Origin of the sequence: Nocardioides lijunqiniae (assembly GCF_015024225.1) — a bacterium.
GTDB classification, from domain to species: domain Bacteria; phylum Actinomycetota; class Actinomycetes; order Propionibacteriales; family Nocardioidaceae; genus Nocardioides; species Nocardioides lijunqiniae.
Genome location: NZ_JACJGM010000007.1, coordinates 51703 through 68336 on the forward strand (window position 1 = coordinate 51703; position 16634 = coordinate 68336).

A 16634-nucleotide genomic window follows, 5' to 3' on the forward strand; every position below is an offset into this window, starting at 1 on the left:
TGCCAGGTGCGGGTCAGGCGTCGATGACGATCGGGATGACCAGCGGGCTGCGGCGGAACGTCTTGTGCGCCCACCGGCCGATGTCGCGCGCCAGCATCTGCTCGAGCTGACGGGCGTCGCCGATGCCCTCGCGGGCGGCGTGCGCGAGCGTCTTCTCGATGACCTGGATCGCGGGGTCGAAGGCCTTCGGCTCGTGCACGAAGCCGCGCACCAGGAAGTCCGGCGGGTCCGCCAGCTGACCGGAGTCGGCGTCGACGATCGCGAGGACCGTCACCACGCCCTCCTCGGCCAGGGTGCGGCGGTCCTTGAGGGTCGCCTCGGTGACGCCGCCGACGGTCTGGGCGTCGACGTAGATGTTGCCGGCCTGCACCTTGCCCGTGATCGTGGCCTTGCCCTGCTGCAGGTCGACGACGACGCCGTCCTCGGCGAGCACGACGTTCTTGGGGTCCATGCCGGTGCTGATGGCGAGGTCGGCGTTGGCCCGCAGGTGGCGGTACTCGCCGTGGACCGGCATCACGTTCTTCGGCTTGACGATGTTGTAGCAGTAGACGAGCTCGCCGGCGCTCGCGTGACCGGAGACGTGCACCTTGGCGTTGCCCTTGTGGACGACGTTGGCGCCCCAGCGGGTCAGGCCGTTGATGACGTTGGAGATCGCGTTCTCGTTGCCCGGGATGACCGAGCTCGCCATCAGGATGGTGTCGCCCTCGCCGACGCGGATCTTGTGGTCGCGGTTGGCCATGCGCGACAGCGCGGCCAGCGGCTCGCCCTGCGAGCCGGTGCAGATCAGCGTGACCTTGTTGGGGGCCATCTTCTCCAGCTGCGCGAGCGGGACGATGAGGTTCTGCGGCACCTTGAGGTAGCCGAGGTCCTGGGCCACGCCCATGTTGCGCACCATGGAGCGACCGACGAACGAGACCTTGCGGCCGTGCTCGTGGGCGGTGTCGAGGACCTGCTGGATGCGGTGCACGTGGCTGGCGAAGCTCGACACGATGACGCGGCGCGGGGCCGTGCGGAAGACCTTCTCGATCGCCGGCGCCAGCTCGCGCTCGGAGGTCGTGAAGCCCGGCACCTCGGCGTTGGTGGAGTCGGTGAGGAACAGGTCGACGCCCTCCTCGCCCAGGCGGGCGAAGCCGCGCAGGTCGGTGATGCGCTTGTCCAGCGGGAACTGGTCCATCTTGAAGTCGCCGGTGTGCAGGACCGTGCCGCCCGGGGTGCGGATCGCCACCGCGAGCCCGTCGGGGATCGAGTGGTTGACGGCGAGGAACTCCAGGTCGAACGGGCCGAACGACTTGCGGTCGCCCTCGGCGACCTCGTCGCGCACCGGGCGGATCTGGTGCTCCTTGAGCTTCTCGGTGATCAGGGCCAGCGTCAGGCGCGAGGCGATGACCGGGATGTCGCGACGCTCGCGCAGGAGGTACGGCACGCCGCCGATGTGGTCCTCGTGGCCGTGGGTCAGGACGATGCCGACGATGGACTCGAGGCGGTCCCGGATCCAGCTGAAGTCGGGCAGGATCACGTCGACGCCGGGCTGGTGCTCCTCGGGGAAGAGCACGCCGCAGTCGACGATGAGCAGCTTGCCGTCGAACTCGAAGACGGTCATGTTGCGGCCGATCTCGCCGAGGCCACCGAGCGCGACGACGCGCAGGGCGCCCTTCGCGAGCTTCGGGGGCTTCTGGAGCTCGGGGTGGGGGTGGCTCACGTGTGGGTCCGTTCTGCAGGGGCGGAGCTGGGCTCCATGGTCAGCCACCACTCGCGGGCAGCTGTTCTAGCAAGATGTCCGGGTGGTCGCGCTTCGCGGTGTGCGCGCGCCACTTGTCCGGGAAGAGAGCGAGGTAGGCACCGTCGGAGCGGCGCATCACCTCGACGCCACGCACCGTGCCGAGGGCCTCGATCCCGTCGGCGTCGGTGAGCATGGCGAGCTGGTAGTCGAGCCGCTCGAGCCGGATCGCGGCGCCGTACTCGGACTCCATCCGCGCGCTGACGACCTCGAACTGCATCGGGCCGACGGCTGCCAGCACCGGGGCCTGGTCGCCGCGGAGGTCGGAGCGCAGCACCTGCACCACGCCCTCCTGGTCCATCTGCTCGATGCCGCGGCGGAACTGCTTGTAGCGGCCGGTGTCGGCCGCCCGCGCCGACATGAAGTGCTCCGGCGCGAAGCTGGCGATCGGCGGGTAGCGCACCGGTCGGCCCTCGTAGATCGTGTCGCCCACCCGTAGCGCGGAGGCGTTGACGAGGCCGACGATGTCACCGGGCAGGGCGGTCTCGACGACCGAGCGCTCCCGGCCGAAGACGGCCTGGGCGTACTTGGTCGCGAACGGCTTGCCGGTCTCGCCGTGGTTGACCACCATGCCGCGGTGGAAGACGCCGGAGCAGACCCGGGCGTAGGCGAGGCGGTCGCGGTGGTTGGTGTCCATGCCGGACTGGACCTTGAACACGAAGGCGCTGAAGTCCTCGTCGACGTCGCGGCGGGTGCCGTCGACGGCCTCGGTCGCCGACGGCGGCGGGGCCAGCTCGAGCAGGACCTCGAGGAGCTGGGCGACGCCGAAGTTCTGCAGGGCGGAGGCGAACAGCACCGGAGTGGTGCGGCCGGCGAGGAAGCGGTCCTGGTCGTGGTCGGCGCCGTCCATCTCGAGCAGCTCGTGGCCCTCGAGGGCGGCCGCCCACGCGTCGCCGGCCATCTCCGTGGCCTCGGCGGCGGGCACGTGGCGCTCGGGGGCGCGCGTCGCGCCGCCCGCCGTACGGGTGAAGTGGATGAAGTCACCGCTGCGGCGGTCCAGGACGCCCTGGAACTCCCCGGACTGCCCGACCGGCCAGGTGAGCGGGGTCGGCTTGAGCCCGATCTCCTTCTCGATCTCGTCCATGAGCTCGAGGGCGTCGAGGCCCGGGCGGTCCCACTTGTTGATGACGGTGATGACCGGGATGCCGCGGTGGGCGCAGACCTGGAAGAGCTTGAGCGTCTGCGGCTCCAGGCCCTTGGCCGCGTCGACGAGCATGACGGCGGAGTCGACCGCGGACAGCACGCGGTAGGTGTCCTCGGAGAAGTCGGAGTGGCCGGGGGTGTCGACGAGGTTGACCACGTGGTCGCGGTAGTCGAACTGGAGCGCGGCCGAGGTGATCGAGATCCCGCGCGAGCGCTCCATCTCCATCCAGTCCGAGACGGTGCCCCGGCGGCCCGCCTTGCCGTGCACCGCGCCGGCCTCGGAGATCACCCGGGCGTGCAGCGCCAATGCCTCGGTCAGGGTCGACTTGCCGGCGTCGGGGTGGCTGATCACCGCGAACGTACGGCGCGGGCGGGTGTCGGTGGTGCTGCTCATCGGGTCAAGACTCTCAGGTCGGGCCCAGAAACCCGCAACGGGCGCCGCCTCAAGGCAGCAGGAAGGTGTCGGCGGCGCGCTCGGACGTCGAGTCGAGGATCTCCGGCCACCGCATCCCGGGCAGCAGCGCGACGTCGTAGATCTCCTGGACCGCGGCGTCGAAGCGCAGCCACGCGACGGTGCTGCCCGTCTCGATGTCCACCACCCACACCCCGCACTCCCGCTCCTCGAGCCGGGCGGTCAGGGGCAGGCCCCCGAAGAGGTTGGCCTCGCGCACCTCGCTCAGCCCGACGAAGGCGTAGCGCCCGGCGAAGCTCAGGCCCCGGGTGAAGCCGGGCAGCTCGGCCACCCGTTCGACCCGTCCCGTGGCGACGTCGACCCGCGACAGGGCTCCCTCGCCGGACTCCAGGAACCACAGCTGGTCGCGGTGCCAGGTCGGCGAGTGCGGCATCGAGAGGCCCTCCGCCACGACCTCGTCGGTCTCCACGTCCATGATGATGCCGCCGCGCTCCTTGGTCGCCCGCCAGCCGCCCGCGGTGTCGGTGGTGCCGAGCGCGGTGACGTACCTGACCCGGTCGTCGACGACGGCGAGCCCGTTGAGGTGGCACCGGTCCTCGGCCGCCAGGCCGGAGATGAACGGCGGACGCCAGCGCGGCACGAAGCTGTGCCGGCCGTCGAACGTCGCCAGGCAGGAGAACCTCGTGGCGACCGCCCAGAGCTGCCCCTGGGCCCAGGCGAGGTCGTGCACCCGGATGTCCCCGGTGTGGAGGGTGTGGCGCGGCAGGAAGACGGCGTCGTGGCTGCCCTCGGGCGGCAGGGCCGGCGCCAGCTGTGGGACGTTGGCGTAGGTGACGATGTCCGACTTGGTCCCGACCGTCAGGAGGCCGTCGCGGTAGGCGGTGCCCATCGGGCGGGCCAGGCGCCGGAAGTGCGTGTTGACGCCCTTCTCCTGGGCGCGCGCCAGGACCAGGTAGCCCGACTGGTACGTCGTCATGACGAGGGTGGCGCCGAGGGCCTGCAGCAGCTCGGCGAACGACGCGGTGCTGGTGCTGCGCAGCGTCGAGGCCTGGTCCGGGCCGGCGCCCGACGGGTCCGGCGCGGCCCGCAGCCAGGCGAGGACGTCGCTCAGCGCCTCCTCCGGGGCGCGCTGGAGGTCGCCGACAGCGAGGCGGCCCACCCGGGGGCTCGGCACCTCGGCGAGGTCCTGCTCCAGGATGCGGTGGGCGGTCTCCCACTGGGCCTCCACGGTCTCCGCGACGGAGCGCCCGCGCAGGGCCCGCCAGCCCGGGACGAGGGCGTAGGACCACGGCAGGCCCTCCCAGCCGGGCAGGTCGGGCTGGGTCACGTGGGTGCCGGCCCCCCACCCGTCCACCATGGCGGCGCGCGCCTCGTGCGGGTCCGCCTCGACGTGCACGAACCGGGCGTCCGGCCAGGCGGCGGCCAGGAAGGCGACGTGCTGCGCGATGCCGTCGTAGGTGACGACGACGGTGGAGCGGTCGGCCTCGCGCGCCTCGCGCCCCTGCGGCCAGGCGGCGCCCGACCAGCTGTCGCCCAGGGGCTCCACCCAGCGCGGCTTGGCGTCCTGTCGACCGAGGCGGACGCTGTCCCATCCCCGGCGGTCGGCGCCGAGGGCCGGCACCGAGGTCACCGGGTCGAGGTCGCCGGGCAGCCGTGGCAGGCCGGCCGCGTCCGCCAGCCGCTCCGCGACACCGGCCGTGTCGACCCCGAGGTCGCCCACGACGAAGACCGGTCGGAGCGGGGTGGGCGGGGCGTCCATGTCAGACACTCAAGCACTCCTGGTCGGGCCCCGGGGGACGACGTGGCTCAGCGCTTCTTGGACACCTTGACCGAGACCGACGAGCTGCCCGCGCGGTAGGTGCCGGAGCGGTCGCTCGCGGTCACCGTCAGCGTGAGCGTCTTGGCCCGGTCCTTCTTGGTCACCTTGTACGTGGACCGGGTGCTGACGACCTTGGAGCCGCGCTTCCAGACGTAGGCGTAGGTCACGCCCGCGGTCTCGTTCCACGCCCCGGTGGTGGCCGTGAGGGTCCTGCGCACGGCCGCCGTCCCGCTGATCCGGGGGGCGGTCACCGCCGCGAGCTGGTTGCTCAGGGTGAGGTTGACGCCGGTCACCCGGGCGCCGGACCTGGCCAGCACGCGCGTCGCGCCCGCGACGGTCCACGAGGACTTCCAGAAGCGCTCGATCAGGGGCTGCCTGCTCACGCCGGCGTCGGACTCGTCGAAGGAGTCGTAGGCGTCTCCGTCCGCCGACACGAGGTAGGTGCCCGGGACCACGGCGGCGACGTAGTTGCCGGCCGCGTCCGGCTCGACGCGGTCGACCAGCCGTCCGGTCGCCGACCAGATGTCGACGGTCGTCTCGCTCCTGTCGACGCCCTTGACGCCCGAGACCGCGATCCTGCCCGAGAGCCGGGCATAGCGGGCGTTGAGGCTGGACCCGGCGTTCGCGGAGCCCTTGATCGGGACCGAGAACGTCCTGCCGGACTTGAAGCTCGTACCGCCCACCCACGAGGAGACCAGGTCCTCGCCGTGGACGTTCAGCTTGTACTGGCCCGGGGCGAGCGAGGTCACGGGCGCGGTCCACGTCCCGTCGCGGCGGGTCTCGATGGACCCGACCTGGTTCCCGGTCAGGTCGAAGACACGCACCAGGCCCCGGTGGGCACCACCGGCGTCGTCGGTGACCTTGCCGTACAGCCCGCTCGTCGTGTCGAGGGGCGAACGCGTCATGACCGCGTTGGCGGTCGCCACGTCACTGGCCCCGAGCGTCAGCGTCGACGCGCTCGCGGGGACCGCGCGCTCGTCCTCCGGGTCGGCGGCGACGTTGCCGAAGTAGACGGTGGCGTACTCCCCCGTGCCGGAGGAGTAGTAGTAGTCCTCGCCGTCGCTGAACCGCAGCGTGAACGTGCCGCTGCCGAGGGGCTCGTTCCCGTCGCAGTCGACGTAGTCGCCGTACTCGCCGCCGTCGACGATCTCGCAGTCGGCCGCGCTCGAGAAGCCGAAGGTGCCGTCGGCGCCCGTCTCCGTGCTGGCCACCTCCATCCACGAGTCGCCGACCCGCTCCAGGAGGTCGACGTCGGCGTTGTCGACCCGGACGCCGCCGGCGCCGGTCACGGTCCCGGAGATCCGCTGGGGCCCTGCGTCGCTCTCGGCCGGCAGGCTGGTCGCCGACGCCGTGCTGGTCCTGCCGGCCGTGACGTTGAGGGTGCTGGCGGCCTCCGCGGTGCCGCCCCCCACCCACGTCGTCCGGGAGTAGTCGCAGCCGTAGCCGTCCTCCTCGTCGTAGGAGCAGGACTGGGAGTCGCGGTCGACCACCCGCAGCTTGTAGGAGCCGGGGACCAGGTTGGCCTGCCAGGACTCCGTGACGGTCTTCGCCGGGCCGTCGTCGTACTCGTCCTCGTAGCTGTCCACACGGATCTGGGTCACGTACTGGGCGGTGCCGTCCTCGATGGAGGCGGTCGTCACGGTCGAGCGGTACACCTGCACGTAGGCGTCGAGGTCGCCGTCGGTGAGCTGGGAGACGCTGCCGGCGATCCGGCCGTAGCTGGCGCCGATCGGGGTGAGCTCGATGCCGGCGCCCTGCCAGGGGCTCTCGGCGCTGAGGACCCGCGCGGTGCTGAACCGGTCGACGTGCGCGCCGGAGGGGTCGTGGGCCTTGGCGGTGTACGACCCCAGGTCCAGACCCTCGAAGCGCACCTGGCCGCCGCCCTCGTCCTCCACGGTGGCCGGGTTGTCGACCGGGGTGGTGCTCGTGGTGACCGCCTTGCCCGTGGCGGTGCTGTACAGCGTCACCTGGACCCCGGGCAGCTCGTCGCCGGAGTACTGGTCGCGCACCTGGACGCTCAGCTCCCCGGGTCCCGCGGCCAGGGCGGCGTCCATGGCCGGGATCCATCCCAGCGGCGTCAGCACCAGGCCGGACGCGGCAGCCGTCACGAGCACCTTCGTGCGCTTCATCTGTTCCCCTTGTGGCATGCCCGAGTCGGCGACGTCACTCCCGCCGGCCCCCGCCGGCGGCGTCAAGGTACCCACGCACGAGCCCGCGCGAGGCGGATATGCGAGAACCTCGGCGCCCGGTCCATACCGCCGGGACCGAGCACGGTGGAACCCGGGACGCCGGGCACGGCGACGTGCTAGCGCCACCTCGCGATCGGTGCATCCTCGGCATCGTTTCCGCAGAATTAACGTCCCGAATGACTGTCGCTTCCCCCGCTTCGCGCGGGACTCGCGTGTAATGGGGGTCCACGGGCAGGCTCGACGGGCCGTCCACGGCACGCGTACGCGTCTCGGGAGGTCGCCATGCAGCACCGGCTCGGCACGCTGGGCATCACCCTGGGGACGATGCTGCTGACCGTGGGGACCCTGTCGGGGGGCGCCCAGGCGACGGTGCGCACCGTCGACGCTCCCCGTGTCACCGCGACCGGCGCCCAGGACCTCCGCACGGCCCTGCGCGGCCCCGCGGCGCGCCCGCGGCCCGCCCGCGCACCTGCTCGCAGCGGCTCCGGGATCGTGGCGCTCGACTGGAGCGACCTCGACGACACGCCCCGTCCCGCCCGCGGCGACTACCTGGTCATGCAGCCCTGGGAGTACGCGCGCATCCCGGCCCTCAAGGCGGCCAACCCCCGGCTGCGCGTCCTCATGTACAAGGACGCGGCCGCGACCGTCGTCGAGGCGCACGAGACCGGCCTCTACCCCACGGGCGTCGGCTACCGCGAGGCCTCGACGCACCCGCGGTGGTTCCTCACCGACCGCGCCGGCCGGCGCCTGGAGTGGTCGGACTGGCGTGGCCTGTACCCGATGAACGTCGCCGACGCCGGCTACCAGCGGGCCTGGGGCGACAACGTCCTGGCCGAGCTGCGCGCGCACGACTGGGACGGCGTCTCGATCGACGACACCCTGACCTACCTGAGCCACCCCACCGTCGACGACCGCGTCTCCACGCAGATCCCCGACGACGCCACGATGTACCGCGCCACCGAGTCGTTCCTCGCCACCATCGGGCCCCGGCTGCGGGGCGCCGGCTACCTCGCGGTCCCCAACGTCACCGTCGAGTGGGACACCTGGCGCTCGACCCTCACGGACTGGAGCCGCTACGTCTCCGGCTGGGAGAACGAGTACTTCGTGAAGTGGGGTCTGGACCGCGAGACCCGCTTCCACGACGCCGACTGGGAGTGGAAGATGCGGATGGCCGCCTGGTGCGCGGCGCGCCGGCTCCCGCTGCTGGCGATCACCTACAGCAGCCGCTCGGACCGCGCGACGATGCGCTATCACCGCGCCACCTGGCTGCTGACCTGGAACGGCCGCACCGGCGCGAGCATCTTCGTGCCCGCCGAGGAGGGCGCCAGCCACTGGTCGCCCCGCGCCAACACGCGGCTCGGCGCGCCGCGCGGCAAGCCACGCGAGCGCGACGGCGTGTGGCGGCGGGCCTACGCGCGCGGGCTGGTGCTCGTGAACCCCACGACCCACGCCCGCCGGGTCACGGTGCCCCGCGGCTACCGCACCAGGAGCGGCACGGTCGTGCGCAGCGTGCGCCTCGGGCCGCGCACGGCGCGCCTGCTCCGCCGCTGAGCCGCGCTCAGCGCGGGGCCACCCGGAAGACCGGCCACCCGATCTCGGTGCGCCATGCCGAGGCGTCGGCGGTGTCGCGCGGCCCGACCAGGTAGGTCTCGCGGACCGGCCCGGCGACGGCGAGGACGTTGCCCACCACCCAGCTGCCGACCTCGCCGTAGGTGACGTCGATGTCGTCGTGCTCCCCGACGTGGGTGGTCACGGCCAGCTCGACGGCCGGCAGCGTCACGGGCTGGACGCGCCCGCTGCTCGGCGGGCGGTCGGTCGGCAGGTAGACGAGCATGCGTCCTCGCCCGACCTCGAAGAGAGCGTTGTCGTAGAGCCCGCCCGGGGCGCCGGTCGACCCTGCCACGGTCGCGTCGAGCTCGGCCATCGCGCCGGCGTACCAGGAGAGGACGTGGTCGTGGTCGACGTCGCCCTGGACCGCGGCCACCGTGGTCTGCGGCACGGTGCGCAGCTCCACGTCCACCGGCGCCGGCGCGGGACGCAGCAGCCGCCGCAGCGAGGCCACGGCCGCGCGGGTGCGGTCGAGCTCCGACTCCAGCCGCTCCAGGTGGCCGGCCACCAGCGTGGCCCGGACGTCCGGGTCGGGCGTGCCCACGATCCGGCGTACCTCCGCCAGGGGGACGTCGAGCTCGCGGAGCCGGTGGATGACCTGGGCGGTCGGGATCTGCTCCGCGGCGTAGTAGCGGTAGCCCGTCGCTGGGTCCACCGTCGCGGGCACCAGGAGGTCCGCGTCGTGGTAGCGGCGCAGCGTGCGCACGCTCAGGTGGGTGAGGCGGGAGAACTCCCCGATCGCCAGCATGCGTGAAGTCTGCACTCTCCCCCCCGGGGAGACTCCAGGACTTGACCCTCCCTCGGCGGGACGCCGCAGGGTCCTGGCATGACCACCTCGACGCACATCTCCCCCACGCAGCTCCCCGCCACGATCCGGGCCTACCTCGCCGCGCACGCCGCCGGCGAGACCGACGCCGCGATCCGCACCTTCGCCCCGGACGCCGTCGTCGTCGACGACGGCAGCACCTACCGCGGGACCGACGAGGTCCTGCGGTTCCTGACCAAGGCCGGCGCCGGCTTCACCTACACGACCGAGCTCGTCGGCGCCGAGCGCGTCGACGACGAGCACTGGGTCGCCGTCAACCGCCTGGAGGGCGACTTCCCCGGCGGCCTCGTGGACCTCCGCTACCGCGTCACCCTGGTCGACGACCTCATCGCCGAGCTCGTCATCGCGCCGTGAGCCCAGGGCACCGCGTCACGGCGCCGACGGGTCGACGCCGAGGTTGACCTCACGGTCGTCGCTCTCGTCGGTGGTGCGCTCGCAGGTCCCGGCGAGGTCGCAGCGGACCACCGTCGAGACGTAGACCGTCTCGCCGCGCGCGTCGTCGCCCACGCCGACGCTCACCTCGGCCAGCACGTGCTGGTCGTCCTCGAAGTAGGGAGCCGAGTCCATGTCGACCCACGCGGCGCAGCGCCGGGGACGGCCCGTGCACCGCGAGTAGATCTGCTGCAGGTTGGCGAGCTCGGGGGCGACCGCGAAGGGGATCTTGAGCACGACCTTCTTGTCCGCCACGGTCCTGACCTGCACGAAGTAGCGGTCCTCCCCACCGGCGGCGTCCTCGAACCCGATCGAGACGCGGTGGACGCCGTCCGGGGAGAGCGCGCCGGCGTCGGCCGGCAGCTTCGCCTTCCCGTAGTAGACGTCGAGCGCGGCCTGGTCGGCCGGGTCGAGCCCGGAGGGCTCGACGGGCGACGTCAGCTTCTGCAGCTCCTCACCGGAGCGCACGTCGATCTCCCGGACGACGCGCCGCCCGGTCCCGCGGTCGTCGAAGTTGACCCAGAGGTGACCCGTCTCCTCCACCAGGATCGGCGGGTAGCTGTAGCTCTCGTAGCCGCCCGTGCCCAGCCGTTGCGCGTGGCCGGACTCGTCGACGGCCCAGAAGCTGGTGAGGGAGTCGCCCGGCGCGGCGCCGGTGACCACGACCCGCCCGTCGACGGTGCCCATGATCTGCACGCTCGTCCCGGGCAGGTCCGTCTCGAGCGGGCGCCCGTCGAGGACGAGGGTCGTGCCGACGGCGCGGTCGATCGCCGGCGGCTTGCCCAGGGGCAGCTCGAACGGGTCGACGACGCCCTCGGGCAGCGGGGCGGACTTCGGCGTGAAGGCGGCCTTGGAGGGCGCCGCCGACGCCGGGGCCGACGACGTGGACGACGGGGCGGAGGACGGGCCGTCGGACTCCTCCTCCCCACACGCGGCGAGCGCGCCGGCGAGGGCCGTGACCGTGACGGCGACGAGCGCCAACCGACGTGAGCGGGAGCGGAGCTGCATGGCGTTCTCCTCGGGTGGGGCGGTGGGCGACGGCAGTCGCGTCGAGGTAGGACGCACCGGCGTGGCAGAAGGTTGCCCCGTTCGGGGGCTCCCCACACGCAACGGAGCCGTCCCGACCGAGGTCGGGACGGCTCACATGCTTCAAGAGGGCGAACGAGTGGAGCTGGCGGGAATCGAACCCGCGTCCTCGAGCGTCGAACCAGGTCTTCTCCGGGTGCAGTTCGTGATGTCGCTTTTCTCGGCCCCGGGGCTCGCACGAACACGTCCCCGACAGGCTCAGTCACGGAAAAGTCCCGCTCAACCTCCGCGACGCGGATTGAGCAGCAAGCCTCCTAGATGACGCCAGTACCCGGGACGGAGGCAGGTGCCCGGACTGACGCTTCGATCACTGCTCAGGCAGCGAGAGCGAAGGAACTGCGATTGGTGTTGGCAGTTATAGGTTTCCAACGAGCGTTTACGAGATGACGTTGGCTCCTCGACCCGCTTCTCCTGGAACTAACGTCCCAAGTCGAAACCGATCAGCCCCTCTTGAGTTATGAGGACAGTCTACGGGTCCCACCCCGGGTCGCGAAGCCACACGGCCGGTGGGCGCGCCCACGCCCGTCAGGCGGGGGGCTCTGGAGCACTCGGGACGTCCTCGAAGGCCATGCCCCGCTCCGCGACCGAGGCCGCGTGCGCCCGCCACGCGTCGCGATGAGCGCTCCGGACCGCTTCCCGGGTCGCTTCGTCCGCGTCCTGCGGGAACACGAGGAACTCGGACGGGGCCGGCATCGACTCCGACGTGCCGTCGGGGCGCACCAGCTCCCAGCGCTCGTTGGTCATCCGGTGCGACGCCCGAAACTCCAGGCTCCCGTCGTCGTGCCAGCGCCAACGGACCGTCCACCCGGCCGTCCGCAGGTGCCCGTCCGCGCGCGCCTCGACGGCGCCGGGCGGCAGCTCCAGCCCCCAGTGGGCGAAGTACTGCGCGAACGCCAGGGCGGTCGGCGTCGTCGGGCTCACGGAGCGGCGCCGAACAGGCGGACCCCGTTGTGCCAGCAGACGTCGCGCAGCCAGTCGTCGCCGAGGTCGAGGCGGGCCAGGCCCTCGAGCTGCTCGGCGTAGGGGTACGGGATCGTCGGGAAGTCGCTGCCGAGCAGGACCTTGTGCTGGGCGTCGCGCAGCCGCGGGACCAGCTCGGCGGGGTACTGGCCGAAGAACTCGGTGAACACCATCGTCGTGTCCAGGTGGACCCGCTCGTAGGTCTCGGCCATCTCCAGGAACTCCGCGCACTCCGGGGCGCCCATGTGGGCGACCACCACGCACAGCCGCGGGAAGCGCTCGAGCACGCGGCGCAGCGGGTCGGGCCCCGTGAAGGCGTTGCCGACGGGGCCGGAGCCGGCGTGGATGACGACCGGGGTGCCGGCGTCCTCCAGCGTGCCCCAGACCGCGTCGAGCAGCGGGTCGTCGAGGTGGAACTCCCCCACCTGCACGTGCACCTTGACGACCTCGACGCCGTCGGCGACCAGCTCGGCGACGTACGACGGCGCCTCGGGCTCGGGGTAGAAGGTCGCGGAGCGCAGCACCTCGGGGACGCCGGCGGCGAAGTCGCGCGACCAGTCGTTGAGGTAGCCGGCCACCCCGGGCTTGTGGGCGTAGGGCAGCGTCGAGAAACGGCGTACGCCGAAGCCACGCAGCACCTCGACCCGCTCCTCGTGCGAGACGCGGTAGCGGATCGGCCAGTCGCGGCCGATCTTCGGGCCGGCGGCGTCGAAGACGGCGTAGACCGCGCGCTGGATGTTCTCGGGCAGGAAGTGGACGTGGACGTCGAACAGCCCGGGGAGGCCGAGCTGCTCCCAGAAGTCGCGGACGGCGGGCGTGTCCGGGTGGGGTGGTTTCGAGGCTCGCTCCGCTCGCACCTCAACCACCGGCGGTGCGGCGTCCTCTTCCCGGGAGGGCTCAGTCACGCATGCCCTTCGCGCGGCGGCCGACGGCCTGCTCGACCTCGCGGGTGGCCTGGCGCTCGGCGAGGGAGTGCCGCTTGTCCCAGGACTTCTTGCCCTTGGCGAGGCCGATCTCGACCTTGGCGCGGCCGTCGACGAAGTAGAGCGCCAGCGGGATGACCGTGAGGCCCTTCTCGTTGACCCGGCGCTCGATCTTGTCGATCTCGACCCGGTTGAGCAGCAGCTTGCGCTTGCGGCGGGCGGCGTGGTTGGTCCAGGTGCCCTGGGTGTACTCCGGGATGTGCACGCCGTGCAGCCACGCCTCGTGGCCGTCGATGTCGACGAAGCCGTCGACGAGCGACGCCCGTCCCATCCGCAGCGACTTCACCTCGGTGCCCTGCAGCACCATCCCGGCCTCGTAGGTGTCCTCGATGTGGTAGTCGTGGCGCGCCTTCTTGTTCTGCGCGACGATCTTGCGCCCCTGCTCCTTCGGCATCCGACCAGTGTCTCAGGGTCCGTCAACCGAATGGAGGGCGCGGGCCCGCCTCGGCGTCAGAGGAACTTCATCGGGTCGACAGGGTCGCCGTTGACCAGGATCGTGAAGTGCAGGTGGCAACCCGTGGACCAGCCGGTGTTGCCGGCGTAGCCCACGACGTCGCCGCGCTTGACGCGCTGGCCCTCGGAGGCCTTGTAGCCCTGGAGGTGGTTGTAGACGGCCGTGAGGTTCTTGCCGTTGTACTGCCCGAGGTTGAGGTAGAGGCGGTTGCCGTAGACCGAGGAGTAGTAGGTGTCCATCACGGTGCCGCTGGCCACCGCGCGCAGCGACTGCCCGCAGGAGACGCCGAAGTCCGTGCCGTCGTGCAGGCCCCAGTAGCCGTAGATCGGGTGGGTGCGGTAGCCGAACGGCGAGGTGACGTAGCCGTTGGCCGTGGGGGCGTCGAGGATCCCGTTGGTGGAGCCCTTGTAGCCGCCGTTGCCGGCGCGTGCGGCCGCGGCCAGGATCTGCTCCTTGATGCGTGCCTCGCGCTGCTTCAGCTCGCGCAGGACCCGGGCGTCGCGGGCGCGGGCGCGCACCGCGGTGGCCCGGGCGTCGCGGGTGGTCACCAGCAGGCCGACCACGGCGGTGCGGGCGTCGCGCGCCTTCACGACCAGGTCGCGCACCATGGCGAGGTTGGCGGCGGCGTCGGCGCGCCGGTCCTCCATGTCCTTCTTGGCGCTCTCGACGAGCGTCTCGCGGGCGGCGAGCTGGATCTCGGCCGCGTGCAGGTCGGCGTACTCGCGGTCCTGGCGGCCCACGATCGCGTCGGTCGCGCCCATCTGGCGGACGACGTCCTCAGGCGTCTTGGCGTTCATCAGCGACGACAGCGCCAGCAGGTGCGGGTCGCCGCTCTCGTAGAAGTCGTTGACCGTGTTGACGACCTCGGTGCGCTGGGAGGCCATCGCGGCCTGGCCATCGGCCAGGTCCTGACGCGCCTGGGCCAGGGCCTCCTCGGCCTCGACCAGCTTGGTCTGCATCTCGGCGTCCTTGGCCTGCGCCGTCACCAGGCGCGCCCGGACGTCGGCGAGGTTGGCACGGGCCGTCGAGAGCTGGGCGCGGACGGCGTCCAGGCGGGCGCTCGCGCGCTGCGCGCGCCGGCTGGCCTCGCCGAGGTTCTCCTGGACCTGGTCGATCTGCTTCTCGACCTGCTTCTGCTTGTCCTTGAGCGGGTCGTCGGCGGCGTTGGCCAGAGGGACGACCGCCCCGCCGAGGGCGGCGGCGGTGACGAGAGCGGTCACGACGGCGCGCTGACGCGACGCGCTGGGGAAGTAGCGCACAGGTATTGCCTTCGGCGTTCGGGGAAGTGAACTCCCCAACCGTAGGCGGCGCGGGTCAGACTTTGATGTATTTGCGCGTCAGTAGGAGTGTCGGCAGCACCGTGAGCACCGGACCGAGGATGCCGATCACCGCGACGGCCACGCCGTACTCCGGCCAGCCGATCCACGGGATGAAGGCGAGGTCGCCGCTGAGCCCGTCGAGGATCCCCCACTTGACCAGGGCCGCCAGGGCGCCCGCGGCCAGCGCGACGCCCAGGAAGGCGGTCACCAGAGCCTCCATCAGGAACGGCAGCGCGATGTAGAGGGTCGAGGCTCCGACCAGGCGCATGATGCCGATCTCCTTGCGGCGCGCGAGGGCCGCCAGCCGGATCGTGTTGGCGACCAGGAGCAGCGCGGCGAGGACGAGGAAGCCGGCGATCACCCACGAGGCGAACTTGATCCAGTCGATCGTGCTCAGGATCGGGCCGACGACCTCGCGCAGGTCCTGGACCCCGGCGACGCCCGGCAGGCCGATGACCTGGCTGGTGATGCCGCGGTACTCGTTGGGGTCCTCGAGCGTGATCCAGATCGACTCGGCCATGTCGTCGGCGGTGAGGGGCGCGTCCGGGCCCTCGAACCGCTCGTCGCCGTAGAGGTCCTTGACCTTCTCGAAGGCCTCCTCCTTGGACTCGAGGTACCAGCTGTCGACCTCGGGGCTGTCCTCGACGACGTCCTCGATGGCCTGCTTCTGCGGCTCGGTGACCTCCGCGTCGCAGGACGGGTTGTCGTCACCGTCGCGGCAGAGGTAGACCGTGATCTGGAGCTCGCTGCCCCACTGGTCGGCGGCGGCGACGGCCTGCTGGTTGAGCAGCGCGCCGAAGCCGACCAGGGTCAGCGAGACGAAGAGGGTGAGGACGACCGCGATGTGCATCGAGACGTTGCGGCGGAGCCCCTGGCGGAGCTCGGTGAACGAGTGGCGCAGCTGCATGCTCAGAGCACCTCCGAGCCGTAGGAGCCAGTGGCCTCGTCGCGGGTGACCCGACCGTGGTCGAGCTCGATGACGCGCTTCTGCATCTGGTCGACGACGGAGTTGTCGTGCGTGGCCATGAGCACCGTGGTGCCGGTGGCGTTGATCCGGTCGAGCAGGCTCATGATGCCGGCGGACGTCGTCGGGTCGAGGTTGCCGGTGGGCTCGTCGGCGATCAGGATCATCGGCCGGTTGACGAACGCGCGGGCGATGGCGACGCGCTGCTGCTCGCCGCCCGAGAGCTCGTCGGGCAGGCGGTCGCCCTTGTCCTGCAGGCCGACCAGCTCGAGCGTGCGCGGCACGACGTTGCGGATCTCGTCCTTGGGGCGGCCGATCACCTGCAGCGCGAAGGCGACGTTCTCGCTGACGGTCTTGTTGGAGAGCAGGCGGAAGTCCTGGAACACGGTGCCGATCTGGCGGCGCAGCCGCGGGACCTTCCAGCCGGCGAGCCGGTTGACCTCCTTGCCCGCGACGTGGACGCGCCCGGAGGTGGGACGGGACTCCCGCAGGACCAGGCGCAGCGCGGTCGACTTGCCGGAGCCGGAGGCGCCGACGAGGAAGACGAACTCGCCCTTCTCGATGTCGATCGACACGTTGTCGAGGGCGGGCTTTCCCGGGCCGGGATAGGTCTTGGTGACCTTCTCGAAGCGAATCACTGAATCGACAGTAGCCGAGCGAGC

General features: G+C 71.8%; 14 protein-coding genes and 1 other RNA gene. 2 read left to right on the top strand and 13 right to left on the bottom strand.

Annotated features, from left to right (window positions below):
- Window positions 1-13: 13 nt before the first annotated feature.
- The 4 genes from IRQ30_RS06020 to IRQ30_RS06035 are packed head-to-tail and all read right to left on the bottom strand — an operon-like array spanning window position 14 to window position 7280.
- On the bottom strand, window positions 14-1699 hold the full coding sequence (locus IRQ30_RS06020; RefSeq protein WP_193612078.1) for an RNase J family beta-CASP ribonuclease: 1686 nt from the start codon (window positions 1697-1699) through the stop codon (window positions 14-16).
- Between the two features lie 40 nt (window positions 1700-1739).
- On the bottom strand, window positions 1740-3314 hold the full coding sequence (locus IRQ30_RS06025) for a peptide chain release factor 3 (protein WP_193610273.1): 1575 nt from the start codon (window positions 3312-3314) through the stop codon (window positions 1740-1742).
- 49 nt (window positions 3315-3363) lie between these two features.
- Entirely contained in the window at window positions 3364-5091 is a 1728-nt protein-coding gene (locus IRQ30_RS23240) for a TIGR03032 family protein (protein ID WP_227467050.1), read from the bottom strand.
- Between the two features lie 47 nt (window positions 5092-5138).
- Window positions 5139-7280 carry a hypothetical protein gene (locus IRQ30_RS06035; protein ID WP_193612079.1) on the bottom strand — a complete coding sequence of 714 codons (2142 nt, stop codon included), beginning with the start codon at window positions 7278-7280 and terminating at the stop codon, window positions 5139-5141.
- A 342-nt stretch (window positions 7281-7622) separates the two neighbouring features.
- Between IRQ30_RS06035 and IRQ30_RS06040 the strand changes: the two genes are divergently transcribed.
- The gene (locus tag IRQ30_RS06040) at window positions 7623-8891 is read left to right on the top strand and encodes a putative glycoside hydrolase (protein ID WP_193612080.1); all 1269 of its coding nucleotides are present in this window, start codon (window positions 7623-7625) and stop codon (window positions 8889-8891) included.
- A gap of 7 nt (window positions 8892-8898) precedes the next feature.
- On the opposite strand, the gene IRQ30_RS06045 is transcribed toward IRQ30_RS06040, so the two are convergent.
- The gene (locus IRQ30_RS06045; RefSeq protein ID WP_193612081.1) at window positions 8899-9696 is read right to left on the bottom strand and encodes a MerR family transcriptional regulator; all 798 of its coding nucleotides are present in this window, start codon (window positions 9694-9696) and stop codon (window positions 8899-8901) included.
- A 78-nt stretch (window positions 9697-9774) separates the two neighbouring features.
- Here IRQ30_RS06045 and IRQ30_RS06050 point away from each other — a divergent pair, with 78 nt between their 5' ends.
- Window positions 9775-10128 (top strand): nuclear transport factor 2 family protein, encoded by a 354-nt coding sequence (locus IRQ30_RS06050; RefSeq protein ID WP_193612082.1) that lies wholly within the window; start codon window positions 9775-9777, stop codon window positions 10126-10128.
- Between the two features lie 15 nt (window positions 10129-10143).
- On the opposite strand, the gene IRQ30_RS06055 is transcribed toward IRQ30_RS06050, so the two are convergent.
- From IRQ30_RS06055 to ftsE, 8 genes are all read right to left on the bottom strand, one after another.
- Window positions 10144-11214, bottom strand: coding sequence for a hypothetical protein (locus tag IRQ30_RS06055; protein ID WP_193612083.1), 1071 nt, complete (start codon window positions 11212-11214; stop codon window positions 10144-10146).
- A 155-nt stretch (window positions 11215-11369) separates the two neighbouring features.
- Window positions 11370-11740: a transfer-messenger RNA gene (gene ssrA, locus IRQ30_RS06060) on the bottom strand.
- A 77-nt stretch (window positions 11741-11817) separates the two neighbouring features.
- The gene (locus IRQ30_RS06065; RefSeq protein ID WP_193612084.1) at window positions 11818-12213 is read right to left on the bottom strand and encodes a hypothetical protein; all 396 of its coding nucleotides are present in this window, start codon (window positions 12211-12213) and stop codon (window positions 11818-11820) included.
- Window positions 12210-13109 (bottom strand): amidohydrolase family protein, encoded by a 900-nt coding sequence (locus tag IRQ30_RS06070; protein WP_193612085.1) that lies wholly within the window; start codon window positions 13107-13109, stop codon window positions 12210-12212. Before IRQ30_RS06070 ends, IRQ30_RS06065 begins: the two co-directional genes overlap by 4 nt.
- Window positions 13110-13149: 40 nt before the next feature.
- Window positions 13150-13629, bottom strand: a complete 480-nt coding sequence (smpB, locus tag IRQ30_RS06075) for an SsrA-binding protein SmpB (RefSeq protein WP_193610266.1) — start codon at window positions 13627-13629, stop codon at window positions 13150-13152.
- A 56-nt stretch (window positions 13630-13685) separates the two neighbouring features.
- Window positions 13686-14948 carry a peptidoglycan DD-metalloendopeptidase family protein gene (locus IRQ30_RS24130; RefSeq protein WP_193612086.1) on the bottom strand — a complete coding sequence of 421 codons (1263 nt, stop codon included), beginning with the start codon at window positions 14946-14948 and terminating at the stop codon, window positions 13686-13688.
- A 55-nt stretch (window positions 14949-15003) separates the two neighbouring features.
- Window positions 15004-15915, bottom strand: coding sequence for a permease-like cell division protein FtsX (ftsX, locus tag IRQ30_RS06085; RefSeq protein WP_193610264.1), 912 nt, complete (start codon window positions 15913-15915; stop codon window positions 15004-15006).
- A gap of 2 nt (window positions 15916-15917) precedes the next feature.
- Window positions 15918-16610 (bottom strand): cell division ATP-binding protein FtsE, encoded by a 693-nt coding sequence (ftsE, locus tag IRQ30_RS06090; protein WP_193610263.1) that lies wholly within the window; start codon window positions 16608-16610, stop codon window positions 15918-15920.
- Window positions 16611-16634: the final 24 nt, after the last annotated feature.